Origin of the sequence: Vibrio sp. 2092, assembly GCF_033339635.1 — a bacterium.
Lineage (GTDB): Bacteria > Pseudomonadota > Gammaproteobacteria > Enterobacterales > Vibrionaceae > Vibrio > Vibrio alginolyticus.
Map to the genome: position 1 here is coordinate 1 of NZ_JAWOUY010000021.1, position 18,811 is coordinate 18,811.

Sequence of the window (18,811 nt, forward strand, 5' to 3'; positions counted from 1 at the left end):
TTAGGTTCCTAACTTGGAATTTCCCAAGACGAATACGGGTACTATGCAGTCGAAGGGTTTGCCTTGGAATCTGACAAGCACGATTTCATTTCTCGGTTAGGTTCCTAACTCGGAATTTTTCCAAGATGAATATGGATACTATGCTGTCGAAGGGGTTGACGCAGCGTCTACCAGATAAAGCTCCAATTTCTCGGTTAGGTTCCTAACTTGGAATTTCCCAAGACGAATACGGGTACTATGCAGTCGAAGGGTTTGCCTTGGAATCTGACAAGCACGATTTCATTTCTCGGTTAGGTTCCTAACTCGGAATTTTTCCAAGATGAATATGGATACTATGCTGTCGAAGGGGTTGCCGCAGCGTCTACCAGATAAAGCTCCAATTTCTCGGTTAGGTTCCTAACTAGGAATAAATTGGATAATCATGTCTATGTTCACTGATAGGTTAGGGCGCTTGCTAGTGAATATATGAGTTGTTCTTGGTCAGCATCCTAACTAGAAGGCTGGTTTTGCGCGATAAGTGAAATTTGCATAGAAATGAATGCGCCTTGAATTATTGACTTTAAAGCTTTTTTGTGTATAATAAAAACCATCAACTAAATAAAGAAATGGTTAAAATTATGAAAAAAATTATCGCGCTATCACTTATTTGCATGTCGCTGGTAGGTTGTCAGGTTACACGTCAAAATGCAATGACAGGTGAGTATGAAACAAACTCTACCGTGAAGGGTGGTTTATTAGGGTGCGTTGCTGGAGCTGTCGTCGGTGGTGCATTAAATGGTGGAAAAGGCGCAGCGATTGGCTGTGGAGCTGGGGGTGGAGCTGGGTTGTTTGTTGGTAATAATTTTGACAAGCAAGAAGCAGAATTACGAAAGCAACTACTAAATTCAGGTGTTCAGGTTAAGCGTCAAGGAAACGAAATCCGCCTAATCATGAATGGGGCTATTACATTTAATACTGGCAAATCTAGCCTCAAACAAGCAGTATATCCTAAGCTTCGTAGCATCGTTACTGTAATGAATCGCTATCCAGATACAGTCTTATTGGTTGAAGGGCATACTGATAGCGTAGGCTCATCTGCACGGAACAAAGAGCTTTCGTTCTATCGTGCTCAGTCTGTTAAAACTGCATTGAATACAATGGGTCTATCTAGCTCTCGTACTGACATCACTGGATATGGCGAATCAATGCCTATTTGTTCAAATAAAACTGAGCAAGGTCGCCAATGTAATCGCCGTGTAGAACTGCGAATCTTACCAAACGGCTAATTATAGATCCCTAGTTATCTCGGTAACTAGGGATGTTCAATTTGAGAGGGTAGTAAAATGAAACCTATCTATACAGAAATTTGTTTTTCAAGCGGCGTGTTGATTGATGGATTCCGTACTGCATTAAAATTTTTTGACAGCCAAAAGAGCATTGATAGCCTTGTAGAGGTGTGGCATGACAAAAAAAACTGGGATATCTCACTTAATCAATTTGCTGAGGAATATAGAGCAATTGAAAAGCATAGAGACGATTACACAGAGTTGAGTAATGATAACTCTCAAGACAAAGACGACTTAGAAGGGTACTTCAGAGCGAGCGAGTGGTACGAGAAAGTTCTTGAAAAATACCGTGAACAAGCAAAAGCACTAAATGTCACAACACATCGGATTAACTGTTATATCTTCAATAAAGAATACCATGAGTCTGATGATCCTGAATTAAAGAAAAAGAACAGTTTTCTGACGATTGATGATCTTTTGAATGGCTTGGATTATCCACAAGATGTGATTGAGAATATGAAGCGTGATTTCGTTATTAAATACTTGAAAGAAAACCCTTCTCTATAAAATATTAAAGGCTCCAACTCGGAGCCTTTTTATTAATTGTGTTTAAATCCACTTGCATCAAATCCAACTGAGATACCCTCATCTAAATTCAACCCGCTATCAGATTCGGTCTCTAGTTGAAGTTTGTTGAAGTTCTCTAAGTTGGAAACCATCTTATTGATTAGAGAGTTTTCTTTCTCTATCTCATAGATCAGTTCGTAATGAGTTTTGAAAAACTCATTAAACAGACCACTGCTCTCAAAGTTTCTGTCAGGTGACTTCTCAACTGAAAACCCAAATCGTACAGGGAAGAGTTGCAGAACACTTGGCTCTGCATTTAATTTATTTAAATGCTCTTCGATGTCGAAAGGACTCTCAATGCTGTATTTTGAGAAATCATAGCTTATCAATTCAGATTTACCCCTCATCTCTGCATTGGCATGGTAGATAGCGTTGAACTGTTCAGGGTTAAACATAGTAGAGCCATAAGTTTTAAAGTCTTTTTCTGTTACTATTTTAGATGCTTTGTTAAGTAGTAAGCGCTTCTTCTCAAACACCTCATCCAAAAGACTGGTCGAACGACTATAGTAAGCAATTAAGTTCATCAACAGGCATCTAGATGCGTAAAGCTCACAAATGTCGCGAGCAATGTATTTTACTGATTCATTTGTTTTCGATACATCTTCTAAATAGAGCAGTAGCTTTCTAATATCACCCTTTAATGACTCTCTCTCTAAGTTCATTAGGATGCTACTTTTAACCTCTTCTACACTTATAGGTTTATGGCTCTTAGCTACCTCATACATGCGATGCTCATATTTATACTTGCTAAGTTTAGTCTTTTGAACAGATTCAGTTAGCTCACATTGAAAAATCTCTTTTCTAAGATCATCAACCGTTTCAGTAAAGGAGGAAGGCGTTAACTTACCCTTATTCTTTAGTACATACTCTTTAGCATCAGGATCCATTTCGTTAAGCATGATGTTCGCATTCATCATTCGATAATATGTCTCGGAGCTAATGCTGTTCATGAATCTAGTGATAGCGCCAAACTTACCTATACATTTTCCGAAAAACTGGTCTGAGTATGTGGCTGCAATATGAAATACATCGCGATATTGAGTTTTAGAAACTGAAAGGTGCTTAATCTCTCTTCCTTCCAAGTATGGTGCTAATATTGGGTCTTGATTTAGAAGTGTAGCTAATCGCTTAAGTGCTGTTTGCTTTTGGTCTTGCAAGGCATCAATAACATCCTCTACATCTCCAGGATTGAAGTCCAAGTATGTGATTTGATACTGATTTATTCTGGCAAATGCTTTAGCTTCTTCCTCTTCATTCTCAGACTGAATCTTGTTAAGGAACGGAGTAAGATCTAGGTTTAAGGCAGCTTTTATAATCGAAACCATTTCCTCAACAGCAGTTGATTCAGAAAATGATTTCGATAGGGCAGTGGATATGGCTTGCTGAAGATTTTTTGTAATCCTCGTTCTTTTAATCAGTAAATCATCTAGATGACTCTTTTCATCTTCCAGATTTCTACTTATCGAGTCTAAGCATTTAGACATTATGGTAGTGTAGTTATTCATAAAACTCTTATTGATTAAGTTTATTAATTATTTATTTGGAATGATAATACGACATTTTGATCGCAAATCATAGTTTCAATTAATAAGAGTTTTCCAATGGTTGAGCTTTAGCAAGTAGACGAAACTACTCTTAGTCTTTTGCGAAAAAATCTAGCCACTCGTCTTTCATCTTCGCTTACTTTTCCAATCTTTTGGGTTACAACTCTTAACCCTCTGTTAGTTATTGAGGATGAATTAGAAATTCTTGTAGATTGCATAACCTTAACTCCAAAAGAAAAACTTTTTGTTTTTTTCGCCATACAAGCGATTTCAAAAAAAAGACAGTAACTGTCATATAAAGAGGTTGATTTCCAAAACACTAAGATTCTTGGCATCTAGAAAATTTGAATCGCTTCTTGCTCTACTTTGTTGCGATTTGATTTCCATCGGTTACATCCATAAAGACCAGGCACACGACTAAGTTTCTTCTGAACTAGTGGATTTTCACAAAACGCAAAATTAGGCTGTTCAACATTTCTTACGACTCGGAGCATAGATTGAGGTTTTTCGCTTACATGTTTCACCATTAACTCAGAATCACTAGATTCAGAAGCGTTGCTTTCACTCGCTGAGTGAAGTTTATGAAGCGCCTTAGAAAGAAACGAGCTTTTGTTACCAGTTATGGAAAGAATGCTGTTATTTAAAAAATCTGCTACAGGATTAGTATTCATAGTCTCACCAAAAAAATGTTTTTGTTTTTTTTGCCATACAACGCGAATCAGAAAAATGAGAATGACTCTTGAGAATCAAAGCCTTGCTTTTGTTGGTTTGATTTCCAACGATTGCAGCCGTAAAGTCCAGGAACACGGTGCTCTTTTTCTTTGGCAGCAGGCTTACCGTAGAAAGACTGACGTGGTTCATAAGCATTCTGATCGTCTTGCATATTGTTGTGTACAACACGCATTTTTCTGCGCGTATTTGCTGTATGCATGTTTTGATCTTCTGGCGCGAGCATGTTAGCACGTTTAATTGCTTCATCATCTGAAATAGATTGACGTACAACTTTCAACTGTGGGCGATTAGGTTTCTCTTCACGGCGATTACCAGAATTTAGTGAAAGAGTTTGTGCGCCTAGACGACCTTTACCTTTTTGAAAAACTGTAACTGTTTGAGCATTCATATTCATAATCCTTATTAATCTAGTTTGATATCGTAAACTTTATTGGTTCTTAAACAGTGCCTTTTTGCACATTAGTAAATGATTTCCAAAATGTTTATATCTTAATCAGTAATCTCTTTTGTTATGCACATAGTTTGTTGTGCATCGATGTAGGTAAATTTAGATCAATGAGTATTTTTAGTCAAATATCCATATCTAAAAATCAAACAAAAAGGTGTTTTTTATCAGTGATTTCACCTTAAAAGAGGCTATGTACTCGCATTCTCTTGATGAATTCGAGTACAAAATGACGCTACACCAGATTTTAATACTGGTTTTGAAACCAGTTTCAGGAGAAAATACTTTTTTTCTTTTTTGCCATACAGATTATGATTCCAGTATAAAAAAAGACCAATTATGAATCTTAATGACAACTCTATTATTAGCAAAACTGGTGTAAAGCGATGATATTTCAATAGCTTATCGGCAAGCTTACAGTACAGCGTACTTTGATGATTTGTTGGGTTGTGTTGTGTAAAATAATAGAATCACTAAATTAGCATTCATTAATGTTCAGAATATTTTATAAGGAAGATGGCTTTCCTTCACTTAAGAAAGCCACATGTTGTTCAAAGTTTTTGTGGGTACTTGAGGGTATCGAGGGATTTTGCTTTGCTAGATGTTTTTATATCGAATATTAAATAGATAATAAAAGAGGTGATTTGTAGTAAGGATCCGCTTCCAATCATATAGAACAGTGAGCTTGAACTAAACTCAATGCCAACATACCAATTTGCAATACAAGCAATCATCACGCCAATTAGGTATGTACTAAAAGATATGGAAAATATTTGTAATTTATTCTTCATTTGGCTCTCCTTTTTAGAGGGATAGTATCAGTAGTTCAAATTGTGTTCAAAACAATTATTAACAATTAAGATTAAAAATATTATTTACTTATGATAATAATTGACGCATAATCACCGAGTCCAATCACAGACACATTAACAAATAAATTTTTAATTATTAATAAAAAAATTAGGAGATATAGATGGAATTAGCGCCACTTGGCTTTCCATTGGAGCTTATAACTGTACTTGGTATAGCAGTAATAGCTTCGGTAGCACTTGACCTTTGGGGTCACAGAAACTCAACAGAAATTTCAGTAAAAGATGCAGGTATCTGGTCTGTGTTCTGGGTCGGTTTGGCTTTAGCGTTCTACGGATTCCTTTACGTAGAATATGGTAAGGATTACGCAAGCTTATTCTTGTCGGGTTATGCTCTTGAGAAAACCCTTTCCGTTGATAACCTGATGGTATTTGTCGCAGTATTTAGTGCATTTGGTATTAAAGATAGTGTTCTCAAACACCGAATCTTATACTGGGGTATTATTGGTGCTCTTGTTTTCCGTGCGATCTTTATCGCGGCAGGCTCAATGCTTTATTCAATGGGTAACTGGGTTGAACTTGTATTTGCGGCATTCATTCTTTACGCAGCATACGTGATGGTATTCCGTGATGAGGATGATGAAGATATTGATTACGAGCAACACAAAGCTGTACGTTTAGTTAAGAAGTTCTTCCCTGTAATTCCAATGCTTCATGGTAAATCACTTTTTGTAAACCATGAAACATTTGAAAAGCTAAAAGAAACGAATCCGTCACTAAGCGGCATTAAAAAGGCAGCATACTACGCAACACCAGCGTTCCTATGTCTTACTGTAATCGAACTTACAGACGTTGCGTTTAGCTTTGATAGCGTACCAGCAATCATTGCAATCACAGAAGAGCCTATCCTGGTTTACTCTGCTGTAATCTTTGCAATTCTAGGTCTTCGTAACTTGTTCTTCCTGCTTCAAGCAGCAGTAGATAAGCTAAGTAAACTAGAAGCTTGGGTTGGTCTGATTCTTCTGTTCATCGCAGCAAAACTTATCATTAGTGGATTGAACAAAACCTTCGGTCTTGAAATTCCGAAAATCGACCATAGCTTAAGCTTATACGTAGTCATTGGTTGTATTGTTTGTGGTATCGTCCACTCACTAATTGCAGACAAGCTACAAAAGAAAGAAGAAAGCGCTGAAGCTTAATTAGATTCAGATCAATAAAACCCTTCAACGATGTTGAAGGGTTTTTTATTTGCATTACTATTAAGAGACGGAGGGCGTATGTTTTTAGATGAAAAAATCGATCCCGTTGCTTATGCGGAAGAGTTAGCCAAAAAAAGAAAGTATTCAAAACTTCCTAAAGACCTATCTTTGTCATCAAGAATGCTTTATTTAGAGTCTCTACCTCAAGAGGTAAAGATGGAAGGTGATAGGGTAGGGCTATATACCAAAAGTGGAACAAAAGTCGCTACAGGCTATTCTCGGACTGTTATTGGCGATTATGGGAGCTTCCTAGAGATTAGTAAGCATGACATGATTAGAGAAAGCCTTTGCTGTAAGGATGGAGAACAGTACAGATTTAAAGATCCAAAGTACAAGGATAGTGTTAAATACTACTGGTATACGGCTAAGGATGATTCAGATATCAAGATTTACTTTCAGCAGCATGGGGTAAGCTACGCTGACTACCAACCAGGTATGTTCTACATTTCCCCATACGAACTCATTATTAAATAGAAAAGGGCAAGTCGAATAATCGTCTTGCCCTTTATGTATTATTTGGTATCTGATAAATATGATGCTTCGATAATTGAATCTGGGACTTTTCCACAGTGAGGTGATGAATAGTGACCTTTGAGAGCAAGATCGACAAGCTCAGCAACCGATTCTGGAGTCATGGAAATATGTTTTTCACAGTGAGTCTTAATAACTTCTAACTCATGATTTTGTTGCTCAATCTTGCTATGCAAAACTTTGATGTTAGATAAATCGGCTTGATTTTGAAACGAAATGCCATCTTGAAGCAGTACATGGATCGGTCGATCTTCATGATAGCCTTTGCATGTGTTACATGGAAACATAATCCAAAATGCACTAAGTTCATTACTGTGGATGGAATGCTTGTTTAGAATCCCCAACTTTTCAACGAGCATTTCTTCGCTAGTAGAAAATTCACATGTTACTGCGCCATTTTTTTCTGCGTATTCATTCTTTAGTTTGATCACTAAAGACTCAAAGCCTTTAAGTTGTTCTTTTTCAGATGACATATCGTTCACTCTGCTTGCTTTTTTGTTAGTATACACAATATGCAAGCAGAGTAAATACTGGAAAATACTAAGAATTAAAAATTCCTTTCGGGATGCTTAAGACAACCTCATTTTCTATTGATTGAAGAAGCTTTTGATCCACATTTGTAACGTCTACACTCATACCCTTCATGTTCACAGCAGCTAAACACTCTTCAGATGTATTTTTGTCAATGTATGAAAAGAAGCAAGCTGAACTGTCTTTGATGTCATTGAACCAAGAGCTTCCTTCAGGCTTGATGATTACTGACTTGTCCTTGATCACCGAAAAGGGTTCTGAATTATTAGCATCTATAAGTGACTTTGCTAACTCTAATGGTAAGCCATTTCCATATAAGTTAGTGTGATTAAGAACCACAGATTCAAGTGTCTCTTCCTTAACATCAAGCAACTCATGATCTGCGGAGTAGAAGCGAATAAAACCTCGATCTGACTCAATTTCTGGATTGATTGATACGCATAAGACGTGCTTACCAAACCGAATTAATGTGTGTGATTTTTCCATAGTGATCTCCAATTAGTCGAGCTGAATTCTAGACTAAAACATGGAAAAGAAAAAGAGACATTGGTGTTTGCAGATTTATGCTGCTTATTCACTATCTATGATAATATGTCTTCAAGCTGATCTTTGACCTGGTAGAGTTCTTCTGAGAAATATGCCATATCCGCAAGAGCGTCAAAGAACTCCACAAGAATTATTGCTTCTTCCAAATGTGATAGAGAGCCATCAAAAAGCTTACTTTCAATAACCAAAGATCTGAGTTCAGAATCGCTTTTATCAATTAGATTACGCAATATAGCCTTAGCCCTTGCGATACTTGCTAATTCAAGTGGTGTAAGTTTCTGCATGATAGATTCCAAGAGCTAAAAATTTTCAATGATATCACTCTTGCTCAAGTCCTTTATAGCTAATTTGGCACAAATCATTATCAATAAGCTTCTTTCTAATCTCAGTTTCATTTAGTCCTTTTACTGTCCACATGCGGGCATAGCTTGGGAAGCGATCCTTTTCCTCAAACTTATCGATGCATCCAGAAAGAAAATCATTTAGATTGTTCAAATGCTCCTGTAATTTCTCTCGGTCTTTGTCTTCCATGTGACGAATTAGAAATTTAACCATAGTTTCACACAGTGTTGAAGTTGCCCCACAAACGCTTTGTTCATACTTTCTAACGGCAGACTCAGTAAGGATTAGATAGGGAGGTAACTCATCTTTTTTTTGATAACATGGTTTTGTAACTGTGTGAGTTTCACCATCTACCGTTACTTTAAAACCAAGAAAACCTTCTTCAATATGTTCAATCAATAAAGGTTCTGATAGTTCGCCAGTAGCTGTATTCAGCTTATAAACTTGTGTATTCACTTTCATTTAGAATCTCCTTTTCACTAATTATACATAATTACGGCATTCAGTAAATGCCAATTAGCATGACTTTCCTGAGTTTTACTTTTGTCTTTAATTACTGGTAATTGATACGTATAATGATGATAAAGTAAAATCAATAAACATGGAAAATCAAATGAATATAAAAGTAATGCCTGAGCAGACTGGTCTGCTTACTAAGATTGGAAGTGATGTAATGCTTTCGCAATTAACCACAGCCAGCATAGAAATGAGTAATGGAAAACGTCGATTTATGAGGCTGAAGAAGCAAAGTCCTGAAAAATCATTGTATCTTGCCCTGCTTATAGCTGCTTCTGAATTTTCCAAACAATCGGTATTACAAAAGATTGATAGTTTAGAATCAATTAAGCAAAATGAAGAAGGTCTTGATAATCGCTCATATCAAAAACCAACCTTAAAACTTAGTCAATTTTCAAAAGATTATGGTATTGATGGAAAGATTATCTTTAAAGGAAGGGGGAAATTCTCTTACACATCCTTAAATCATGGTAGCACATCAGTGACCAACGGAAAGGAAAATGCTGACCGATTTATCGAGATCGCGCTTTGGTTTTCTCTGCACTACTTTGGTAAAGAATTCGTAGTTAACGCCTTTGAAGATGCTTTTTCGCTCATTGGTGAATGAAAAAAGTGTATTATTCAAGCCATTCCGACAAGGGTGGCTTTTTTATTTATTAAAAAATATTTTGGTGTTATATTGTCATTCTAATAATAAAAATAATAATTGGTGTAAACATGAAAAATAAAGCTTTAGGTGTGTTCGTAGGATTAGCTATTGGTGATGCTTACGGGGCAAAACACGAAGGTGGTGTATTGGAAAGGTTATATTGGAAATTTGTATCTAAAACATCAGATGGAAAAATTCGATATACCGACGATACAGAAATGTCTATTGCTCTGGCAAGATCATTAATCAAAGAGGGTGGGTTGAACCTAAATAATCTCGCTCTTGAATTTGCAAATGGTGTTACTTCTCATCGTGGATATGGTCAAGGCGCTAGAAAAGTATTGAAGAAAATACGTAAAGGTGTCGATTGGAAAGCAGCGTCAACATCAATTTATCCTAGCGGCTCATACGGGAACGGTTCCGCTATGCGAACTCCACTACTAGCCGTGCATTTTAATAAAGTTTCTGATGAAAAATTTCGTGAAATTGTTGATTCATGCAGTTCAATAACTCATACCCATCATTTTGCCCTTGAGGGCGCTAGATTAATCGGATTTTGTGTGAGATTTGCGTTGAACAATGACAGTAATGAAAAAATCTTAGAAGCGCTTTTAAATGAGTCAGAATCAAATCTATACAAAGATAAGCTAACCATTGCGAAAACGTATATTGAGAACAACCAGGAAGTGGATAAGGACACTGTGGTAGCTTCTTTAGGTAATGGAATTATCGCTCAAGAATCTGTTGTTACTGCCATTTACTACGCCTTAAGATTTAGAGAGCTTCCTTTAATGGATATGCTAGATGCTATCTATATGTTGGGTGGTGATACTGACACAATAGGATCGATGGCTGGTTCTATTTGGGGTGCTTTTAATGGATACGAAAAAATTGAACCTGACGTGGCAAACCAAGTTGAATATATCGAAGGGATAAAAGACTATGCTGAAGGATTGATTTAGTGATAAGAAAAGGAGGTATTTTTAAGATACCTCCTTTTAATCATTTAAGTTCTGCGTTTGTAATGCTTGAAATCACCAGAGTCAAACTCAGACTTTGAAAGTAAACTTTCTTTAACAAAATTGTATGTTAGATCAGGATTCTCTTCCATTACTTTACCAATTTTCGCCCAGTGCTCAATTTGTTGTGATGCGGTTAAGTTGTTGGACTTACCTTTCTCTTCCGCTTCTAACACTAATACTTTATCCATTTAATTTCCCCAATGTCATTAAGCGCTAGTGATTAACAGTGTTTGGAATAGGTTAGTCTGCATCAGTACAATTCTCAATCTCAATCATGCGTAGTTTGGTTAACATCTGTGTCAATCGCTCCAATGATGGGTGAGAGATAGACGGATTAAAATTCAAACTTCTAACACCATCAAAACAAGCATAAGCAATAAATAACACTTCTACTTTGAATGACGCACCCAGATTTGAAGTCCAGCAATCAGGTGTGTTATCAGAAAATGGATTGTAAAGACCAACTGCCATAAATCCTCCATTTTCATCTTTAGATACATACATCCGATATACTTCTGAATAACAAGAATATGCAAGTTCAGCTTCAAATATCGGTTTGCCATTTAAAGCAATACTATCAAAAGGAACTTGTTCGCTAAAATAATCAATTTGATCATTTTTAATTTCGTCATTCTTGTATGCAAGGAAAATAGGAATTAACTTACCAATTCTTTGGTTTGCGATTTCTGCGCGGCGTTCAATCTTTTCGAGCTGAGTCTGCAAAGGGTATTTCTTTCTCATAAGCTCAGAATTGTTCATTAATGAATTCCAAGCGTCTCTCCACCTTGAATCTATTTCGTATCTTAAAATAAGATCCTGTTTATTCATAGTAGCCTCAAGTTCGAACGGATTCATAAATATTGCCAAGTTCTTTGATCGCATCAAAGAAATCATCGCTAGTCATATCATCAGGCTTCATGTGCATCAACGTGTGAGCTTTTGGGATGTCTTTAAGGTCAAAGGTAGCTTGTTTGCTATCTAAGCTCTTGCTAACGCTCAGAGAAGATTTCAGAGGATTCTCTGAATTAAGAGAAAAGGTGATTGTACGCATTTCATTGCTTGTAACAAATACACCTTCTTCAGTTTCATTTAAGCCTAGTGCATTTAGCTTTTTAACAAGATATTTATTTTTATTCATCTTAGAGCCTTAAAATTTTCTCAAAATATCAGAATCAGTCAAATCAACAGATGGTAAGTTATGACGGTGTTTGTTAACCATGTCGATAACCCAATCCGAAACATGGTATTCCCGATTAGAACGCTCATCAGGTCCAATTTCCGTATAGCTCATAAGATACATAGCTACGCCAATCGGAAAGGGGATACCTGCTTTTAGCCATTTTCGCTTGTAACAATAACACTTATCACCATGAGCAGTGATGAAGCCATTCAACATCGTTGACTTATCAGTTAAAACCGCTGCAAATGACTCAAAGTTCTTATCTAACCAATCATAGTGATTTACTTTATCATTGATGGTTGTAATCGTGCCAAGTGCTGTCTCAATGCTTTCAATATTAACAGGAGGGTTATTTGAACCAATCAAATCGTTGATCGTGTTCTTTGCCATCTCAACTTCTTCAAACGTTTTAAAGTATGCAAGAATGCCTGAACCGAAACCATCTAATGTTCCAGTTAGAGCAAAGTACGCTTCATTGATTCCAATGCTAGACTTAATGATTTTTTCAATTTGATTATTCATTCTAAAACCCCTGTATTTTTTTCAATTATACATTAAAAACTTACAAGGTCAATACTGTACATCAAACAGAATTTCTTTGATATCGCTTAATCCGATAACTCCAATAACGAATCCAGAGCTATTTGTAACCGCAATAAGTTTTGCAGGCGCTTCTTTTACTTCTTGAGCAATGCAAGATAGATTGTAATCATCTGGAACAACAGGAAGTCTATGCATAATATTGCTAAATAGAATGTCTTCGCTGCGAACTAAAGCACTCAAAGCATCCTCTCTCAATGCAACGCCAACAGGCATTTTCATGTGGTTTAGTAAAACAATCTTCTTATGAGTTAATGACAGAATCGTTTCTTTATGATCAGAAACTTTGTCATTTACATTGATAGAGATAACATTCGTGTCATCATCAAGAATGTCTACTGCTTTTTTAGTTCTCAAGTTAAGGGCGTTAATAACCAAATTAGTTTCACCAGGCTTTAACAATCCAGATTCAGAGGCAGTGGATATTAGATGTTCGATATCTACAAGATTGATTGAATCTTCCGAGTTAGACTCTTTATTATTCAAGAATCCATTGATTGCCTGAACAACTGGAGTCAGCAGCCAAGTAATAAAGGTAAGAGGGTAGTAAATAGCAATACATACAGGAACCGATCTTTGAGCTGCAAAAACCTTTGGCTTTATCTCAGAAAACAATAACATACATAATGTCATTGTGGTTAGAAAGCTAGTGTAAGTTACATACTCAAACTCTTGGCTATCACTAAGAACGGTTGCTGCAAGCGTACCAACCAACATACTACCAGTGATGTTAGTCATTGTGTTTAACAAAATGATCGAGGATAAAAATTTAGATCTATTTTTTAATACTTTTGATAGCTTATCAGCTTGTGATTGATTTTTCTTCCTTAATTGCTTAATGCTTAAATCTGATAATCCAACAACAGACGCTTCAGCCAATGAGCAAAAGGCTGATATTATAGCCACAAGTGAAGCCGACAAAACTAATATCGTAAAATTCATACAAAACCTTTGTTTATTTATTTATTTTTGTAATTAAATGAGGGGAATTAGAGGCTTAAGTGTATGAAACAGATGGTGGCTAGTCAATTATTTATTGAAATAAAAATCTCCCGACTAGCGGGAGATAATAGCAAATGGTTCTTTCTTTGCTTTTTGCTTTCTCATTCCAGTTACAGTATTAATCGCTGCAAGCATAGATACTTCGAAATAGAATGACTGCCCCTTCTTGCTTAAGATCTTTGGAGTGATGGGAAGCTCAAAGTCCTTAATGATATCAAGGAATCGACTTCTCTTTCTTTCACCTTTATCAGAGCCTGATGTTACTCGGGACAATCGCTCGATTAACTCAAGTTCTTGACCCCAATAATCAATACGCTTCGCTTTGATTTGACTTTGGATGAATGCCGCTTTAGGGAGTGATGTATAACAGCCAAGATTCTCCCAAATATCTACCCAAGCATAATCGGCATCTTTAATCTTGTGAAGAACACTGTTCTCAAAAGGCTTTTGACAGTCTGCCTGGATGACCTCTAGTCTTCCACTCTGGATATTTTCATGCCATAGATTTTGATGCGATTCATCTAGAATAGAGTGAAACTCTTGGATTAAATCCTCATCAATTTCTAGAACGTATAGCTTCTTAACAGACTTTTTCTTTAATAAGCTAAGAGTGATCATGCCAAGACCTAAACCAGCAATTACAACCTTACCTTTGGCGCTGTGCTGCGGAAGAATGTGGCTTTCAATCTCCATTGGGGTGATAGACATCCAAACCACTCCGTCTTTTAAGAGCGCAATTCCATCACCGTAGTCACTCATCTGAGAAAAGTAACCTGTTGCAGCACCAAGATCAAAACGGGTGATTTCCCACTGACCAATGTTCTTTCCACTATCAATATAGCCAGCAACAGTGGGAAAACCTGATAAATGCTTGTTCAGGCTTTTAATAGCGTCATTGCCATCTTTCATGTTGAACATTAAGGAATCCCAATAAATAAATAATTGTTCTAATTATACATCAATTAAGATTCATGTAAATAAAAAAGACAGCCATAAGACTGTCTTTTTTACTATTTGCAATTTTAGCTAAAGATGTCGCTGACTAAAGAATTTGCATACTCTTTAGTGATGTCAGCAGAGAACGTGTACCCCTTATACCCATCACCACCGAATCGACGGTCAAGTTCAACTAATAGATGGATCTGGTCTCGATCTACAATAAAGCTAAGTTCAACCTCTTCAAAACGACTGAACATTCCAGAAGGTTTTAGCTCAATTTCTTGGTAGATGCCGCTAGTAGAACTAAATTGATGAGTGTTTAAGTAACCTGATTCAACATCGGTTTTCACAACGCGCATACCAGATTCAGTGATTACATCAATTACTTTTTGGACTGCGTGATGAGGCTTAATATTAAGAAAATCACGATCTTCACTATCTACACCAAAATCGATATCCAGGTTAGTGTCAATCCAGACAGCAGACTCATTAGAGCCTTGGTTAATGGTCGTGATTGGAGTTTCTGAAGGAAGATTAAAGCTGAATGGAATTGAAATTTGTTGACCAGCCTGTACTGTGCAATCGTATGGGATGTCAACGCCACCGATACAATGGTCAGCGTAATAGTACCCTTCGTCATTCTCGTGCTTAGCACGAGTCATAACAGATAAGGTCACTTTTGAAATGTCTTGATCTACGTTGCCACCTTTGATCACGACATTACCAGAAACAGTTCCGCCTTGCTCTACAAAGGAGCTGTCTAGTTGAGTATCAACTTTTGCTGATCCAAAACCCATTTTTGCAAATACTTTGCTAATCATTCTTAAACCCTTGTTAGTTCATTTATTTATTTGATTGCAAGAGGTTATAAGTTGTATTGGCTAAAGTCAATACGATAAAGAAATGCGGTGTCAATTTATTTGAAGAGACACATATAAAGAAAAAGGGGCAATATACAATGATATCACCCCTACATTCTGATGTTAAACGTATTGCATTATTGTAATTCTTGAAAGAACTTCTTTGGCTACAGACTCATAATCTTCATTGTACCAAAGCTGCATGTTCTTTAGCCTAAAATGCTTGGTTAAATTGATTAGCTCAATTGTATCTAAGTCTAAATTATGTACATCTACCAAATGTGCTTTTAGATTATGGAACTTACTCATTGAAATAGTGAATTCACTATACCCTAAAGGCTTAACGCCCTCTTTAATTAAATTTAAAGCAATGTCAACAACATCTTCTTCAATATCAAATTGTTGACTAATTATTATACTGTATACGGATAACTCTTCATTGGTTGTGTACGCAGAAACATCTAATGATTTATTACCAATGAGTAGTCTTCGGAACTGTAATGCTCTTCTAGTAGATTCATCTAAATACAATTGCAGTAGTGTTGAAGCTATATTTTGAGCTTTTTCTCTAGTTTGGATTTCTTCTACAGTTTCAGCCGAAGCGTAAACAGGGTTGGGTAGAGTAGGAGCATTATAATCTCTAAGCTTAGGATTATATTCAGCACCACTATGTTTAATCATTTCTTCATGATCACAATAAAGATGTACGGTACGATCTCCATCAGGATTCTTATTAAAACTTAAGTAATAACCACAAAGGTTGTAGTCAAAGACAAAGTCATTATCTTCAAATAGATTTGATTCAGCTTTGTAGTTTTCCTCTAGCCTATCTTTCAATAAAGAATAGAGTTTGTTTGTACTATTCATGTAGTACATTTTTTCAGCAATGTCGCGTAAAAGAATAGACTCCCGACTCCTATTCATCTGTCTTAGAACAAGATAAAATGTAAAAATAAGAGGATCGTCCATTACTATTTTATATGGTAGAGTAAACAATAATCGCTTGCTTTTCAGTTTGTCTATCAGGATGTCATTGAATTTGATGAAGAAAAGCATTGGATTAGTTCTAATTCTCCCATTTCTTAGCTTAACGGGAGATATTTCAGCATTGGTTTTAAGGCCAACGATATATTGGAAATCCTTGGATCCAAATATATCTTTCATATTCTCATCCTTGATGCCAGTAAGATCAATCCAGTTGTAGATAGTCTCTCGTAGCTCTTGAATATGATTTCTGATCCTAATTCTTGCTTGACCTGAATCTTTAATACCCCTGACATAAATTATATCTAGCAGATGAATTGGAACCTCTTTGTTCTCAAATGGTTCTTGGTATCGACCTGATTGCAGCATTTTAGCATTATAAGCAATGCTAAGATTGATCAATGCCATTAGAGTAAGAATTGCAGGGGTGGTAACAACTTGATCATGCGCGGCTGCTTCTATTGCATAACGTCCAGTTGTCTCATTGCCGACCACATGACTAAACTCCTCTTTTACATAGTTTTTACCATTTCTCTTTTCAGGGGCTAATGATAAATACTGTAAAGGAATCAAGCTAGGGTAAAAGAGCAAGCCATCTTTGAGGTGCTTTTTAGCGTCAATATCTGCAAGTGTCAGCCCCATACTTTCGATAGAGGACTTGATGCTTTCTTGATCTTCTATGGTGTTGCGATTATGGTTGTTGGACTTAGCAATCTTATTTCTGCTCAATGAGTTTAAGATTTCTTTTTTGCCATAAAACTGATAGCAGTAAGCTTTATCACATGGATTCCCATTTAACAAAACCTCAGGCTTGAACAAAATCCCCTCTTTGACAAGCTCTTGGAAAGCGCGTCGAGTAGTTGATTCAGGGATTTTGTATTGTGATACAATCTCTTCAATAGCTTCAGTAGCCCTTATTGCATTTACAGTCTGGGATTTTAGTATCAAAAAGTTTGCTATGGATTTCAGCTTGTCATTGATTTCAAATGATAGAACCAAATCCAAGATTGACTCTTCTTTCCCAGAAAAGGCGAAAATCGTAAAACGACCTCTTCTATTGAGGTCTTTTGTGAATTCTTCTCCAAGTTCATTCAGTTCGAATGTCATTAGGTGTGGCTCTATCGTTGTTTTCCATGATTGCTGGATCATAAATGAGTTATCCAGACATTTCAACTCATCGAACCAGAAGTCAGATCTTCAAATTCATTTTGTTTTTCATGGATTAACAAAAATGATTTTTTCTATTGTTTTTTATATGTTCTTGTTAGTGATCTATAAGTGATATACAGCGATATCAATCAGAAAAAACTGACTAGATTATGAACTAAGATTGAATCTGAGAAATCCAGCTAAGCTAATGATTTAAAAACACTTAAAGATCTGTACCAACATGTAATCTCAAGAAAAATGCTTGTTTTCATGGTTGTGGATAACAGAGAATAGCGTTTATGATCGGTCAAAGCTCGTTTATGATCAATCAAGGGATCCTTTATGATCGGTCAATAAAATCTTTATGATCAGTCAAGCGGATCTTTATGATCGGTCAAACTCTAATAACAGCTTGTTAAAGACTTATGCACAGATATTCAAGCGTTATGCACAAGCTATGTAAGCTGTATTAGCTTGCTTCTTTATGATCGGTCAAGGTCTAAACTGGATAAGCGAACATAAGTTACTGAATAAATGAAACTATTATTTTTACATCATTGTTTTTTTGAAAAATCCCTGAAATTTGATCTTGATCTTGTTTTTCACTTTTTATTATGAACTCTTAAATCGATTCTCTTGTCACTTCTTCCATCGTTGTATTTCTTGATCTGTCATCTCGATTTTTGAAAGCCTGGTGTCGATGTTTATGATCGGTCAAGCCTGAACATTGGGCTGCTTCAATTAATATCTTGTTATTTCAGTGATTTAGATTTAAATGCCTCGCATTTCATATCGTTGTTTTGCTTGATCTGTCATCTCGATTTTTGAAAGCCTGGTATCGATGTTTATGATCGGTCAAGCCTGAACATTGGGCTGCTTCAATTAATATCTATTTATTTCAGTGATTTAGATTTAATTACCCCGCATTTCATATCGTTGTTTTGCTTGATCTATCATCTCGATTTTTGAAAGCCTGGTGTCGATGTTTATGATCGGTCAAGCCTGAATATTGGGATTTTTCACCCTTTATCTAATAATTTCAGTTGCTTAATGTTGAATGCCATGAATCTATATCGTTGTTTTTCTTGAACTGTCACCTCGAATTTTGAAAGGCTGGTGTCGATGTTTATGATCGGTCAAGGTTGCATCTTGGATAAATTCAATCACTATCCCTTTTATTTCAGTGTCTTAGTGTTAAATGCCGTGTGACTTATATCGTTGTTTTGCTTGAACACTCACCTTAGTTTTTGAAAGGGTGGTGGTGATGTTTATGATCGGT

22 protein-coding genes are annotated in these 18,811 nt (G+C 36.3%); 6 read left to right on the forward strand and 16 right to left on the reverse strand.

Annotated features, from left to right (window positions below):
• Positions 1-617: 617 nt before the first annotated feature.
• Both R7P80_RS24665 and R7P80_RS24670 read left to right on the forward strand, forming a co-directional pair.
• Positions 618-1,265, forward strand: coding sequence for an OmpA family protein (locus R7P80_RS24665; RefSeq protein ID WP_038129922.1), 648 nt, complete (start codon positions 618-620; stop codon positions 1,263-1,265).
• Between the two features lie 57 nt (positions 1,266-1,322).
• Positions 1,323-1,832: a hypothetical protein gene (locus tag R7P80_RS24670; RefSeq protein WP_085762526.1), complete on the forward strand. Its 510-nt coding sequence runs from the start codon at positions 1,323-1,325 to the stop codon at positions 1,830-1,832.
• A gap of 32 nt (positions 1,833-1,864) precedes the next feature.
• On the opposite strand, the gene R7P80_RS24675 is transcribed toward R7P80_RS24670, so the two are convergent.
• From R7P80_RS24675 to R7P80_RS24690, 4 genes are all read right to left on the reverse strand, one after another.
• Positions 1,865-3,397, reverse strand: a complete 1,533-nt coding sequence (locus R7P80_RS24675; RefSeq protein ID WP_318096804.1) for a hypothetical protein — start codon at positions 3,395-3,397, stop codon at positions 1,865-1,867.
• Between the two features lie 374 nt (positions 3,398-3,771).
• A complete protein-coding gene (locus tag R7P80_RS24680; RefSeq protein WP_318096805.1) occupies positions 3,772-4,107 on the reverse strand; it encodes a hypothetical protein in 336 nt (111 codons plus the stop codon).
• Positions 4,108-4,154: 47 nt separating this feature from the next.
• The gene (locus R7P80_RS24685; RefSeq protein WP_045594202.1) at positions 4,155-4,556 is read right to left on the reverse strand and encodes a hypothetical protein; all 402 of its coding nucleotides are present in this window, start codon (positions 4,554-4,556) and stop codon (positions 4,155-4,157) included.
• Positions 4,557-5,164: 608 nt separating this feature from the next.
• The gene (locus R7P80_RS24690) at positions 5,165-5,404 is read right to left on the reverse strand and encodes a hypothetical protein (protein WP_318096806.1); all 240 of its coding nucleotides are present in this window, start codon (positions 5,402-5,404) and stop codon (positions 5,165-5,167) included.
• A 182-nt stretch (positions 5,405-5,586) separates the two neighbouring features.
• Between R7P80_RS24690 and R7P80_RS24695 the strand changes: the two genes are divergently transcribed.
• Positions 5,587-6,621, forward strand: a complete 1,035-nt coding sequence (locus R7P80_RS24695) for a TerC/Alx family metal homeostasis membrane protein (RefSeq protein ID WP_045594204.1) — start codon at positions 5,587-5,589, stop codon at positions 6,619-6,621.
• A gap of 78 nt (positions 6,622-6,699) precedes the next feature.
• On the forward strand, positions 6,700-7,155 hold the full coding sequence (locus R7P80_RS24700) for a hypothetical protein (RefSeq protein ID WP_118894850.1): 456 nt from the start codon (positions 6,700-6,702) through the stop codon (positions 7,153-7,155).
• A gap of 38 nt (positions 7,156-7,193) precedes the next feature.
• On the opposite strand, the gene R7P80_RS24705 is transcribed toward R7P80_RS24700, so the two are convergent.
• The 4 genes from R7P80_RS24705 to R7P80_RS24720 all read right to left on the reverse strand — a co-directional run bounded on the left by R7P80_RS24705 (position 7,194) and on the right by R7P80_RS24720 (position 9,093).
• The gene (locus tag R7P80_RS24705; RefSeq protein ID WP_318096807.1) at positions 7,194-7,685 is read right to left on the reverse strand and encodes a hypothetical protein; all 492 of its coding nucleotides are present in this window, start codon (positions 7,683-7,685) and stop codon (positions 7,194-7,196) included.
• Between the two features lie 67 nt (positions 7,686-7,752).
• A complete protein-coding gene (locus R7P80_RS24710) occupies positions 7,753-8,229 on the reverse strand; it encodes a hypothetical protein (protein ID WP_118894852.1) in 477 nt (158 codons plus the stop codon).
• A gap of 95 nt (positions 8,230-8,324) precedes the next feature.
• On the reverse strand, positions 8,325-8,573 hold the full coding sequence (locus tag R7P80_RS24715) for a hypothetical protein (protein WP_318096808.1): 249 nt from the start codon (positions 8,571-8,573) through the stop codon (positions 8,325-8,327).
• 34 nt (positions 8,574-8,607) lie between these two features.
• Complete coding sequence (locus R7P80_RS24720) at positions 8,608-9,093, reverse strand: hypothetical protein (protein WP_318096809.1); 486 nt, start codon at positions 9,091-9,093, stop codon at positions 8,608-8,610.
• Positions 9,094-9,244: 151 nt separating this feature from the next.
• On the opposite strand from R7P80_RS24720, the gene R7P80_RS24725 reads away from it, so the two are divergent.
• Both R7P80_RS24725 and R7P80_RS24730 read left to right on the forward strand, forming a co-directional pair.
• The gene (locus R7P80_RS24725; RefSeq protein ID WP_318096810.1) at positions 9,245-9,754 is read left to right on the forward strand and encodes a hypothetical protein; all 510 of its coding nucleotides are present in this window, start codon (positions 9,245-9,247) and stop codon (positions 9,752-9,754) included.
• Between the two features lie 110 nt (positions 9,755-9,864).
• Positions 9,865-10,758 carry an ADP-ribosylglycohydrolase family protein gene (locus R7P80_RS24730; RefSeq protein WP_318096811.1) on the forward strand — a complete coding sequence of 298 codons (894 nt, stop codon included), beginning with the start codon at positions 9,865-9,867 and terminating at the stop codon, positions 10,756-10,758.
• Positions 10,759-10,802: 44 nt separating this feature from the next.
• Here the strand turns inward: R7P80_RS24730 and R7P80_RS24735 are convergent, their stop codons facing one another.
• The 8 genes from R7P80_RS24735 to R7P80_RS24770 all read right to left on the reverse strand — a co-directional run bounded on the left by R7P80_RS24735 (position 10,803) and on the right by R7P80_RS24770 (position 17,490).
• Positions 10,803-11,006 carry a TA system antitoxin ParD family protein gene (locus tag R7P80_RS24735; RefSeq protein ID WP_045594216.1) on the reverse strand — a complete coding sequence of 68 codons (204 nt, stop codon included), beginning with the start codon at positions 11,004-11,006 and terminating at the stop codon, positions 10,803-10,805.
• Between the two features lie 52 nt (positions 11,007-11,058).
• A complete protein-coding gene (locus tag R7P80_RS24740) occupies positions 11,059-11,577 on the reverse strand; it encodes a hypothetical protein (protein ID WP_045594217.1) in 519 nt (172 codons plus the stop codon).
• 76 nt (positions 11,578-11,653) lie between these two features.
• On the reverse strand, positions 11,654-11,956 hold the full coding sequence (locus tag R7P80_RS24745; protein WP_020332273.1) for a hypothetical protein: 303 nt from the start codon (positions 11,954-11,956) through the stop codon (positions 11,654-11,656).
• Between the two features lie 9 nt (positions 11,957-11,965).
• On the reverse strand, positions 11,966-12,520 hold the full coding sequence (locus tag R7P80_RS24750; RefSeq protein WP_020332272.1) for a hypothetical protein: 555 nt from the start codon (positions 12,518-12,520) through the stop codon (positions 11,966-11,968).
• A gap of 48 nt (positions 12,521-12,568) precedes the next feature.
• Positions 12,569-13,540: a CNNM domain-containing protein gene (locus R7P80_RS24755; RefSeq protein ID WP_020332271.1), complete on the reverse strand. Its 972-nt coding sequence runs from the start codon at positions 13,538-13,540 to the stop codon at positions 12,569-12,571.
• Positions 13,541-13,654: 114 nt separating this feature from the next.
• Complete coding sequence (locus tag R7P80_RS24760; protein WP_229625119.1) at positions 13,655-14,518, reverse strand: hypothetical protein; 864 nt, start codon at positions 14,516-14,518, stop codon at positions 13,655-13,657.
• A 104-nt stretch (positions 14,519-14,622) separates the two neighbouring features.
• On the reverse strand, positions 14,623-15,360 hold the full coding sequence (locus R7P80_RS24765) for a sporulation protein (protein WP_318096812.1): 738 nt from the start codon (positions 15,358-15,360) through the stop codon (positions 14,623-14,625).
• A 162-nt stretch (positions 15,361-15,522) separates the two neighbouring features.
• The gene (locus tag R7P80_RS24770; protein WP_045594220.1) at positions 15,523-17,490 is read right to left on the reverse strand and encodes a replication initiator protein RctB domain-containing protein; all 1,968 of its coding nucleotides are present in this window, start codon (positions 17,488-17,490) and stop codon (positions 15,523-15,525) included.
• Positions 17,491-18,811 lie beyond the last annotated feature (1,321 nt).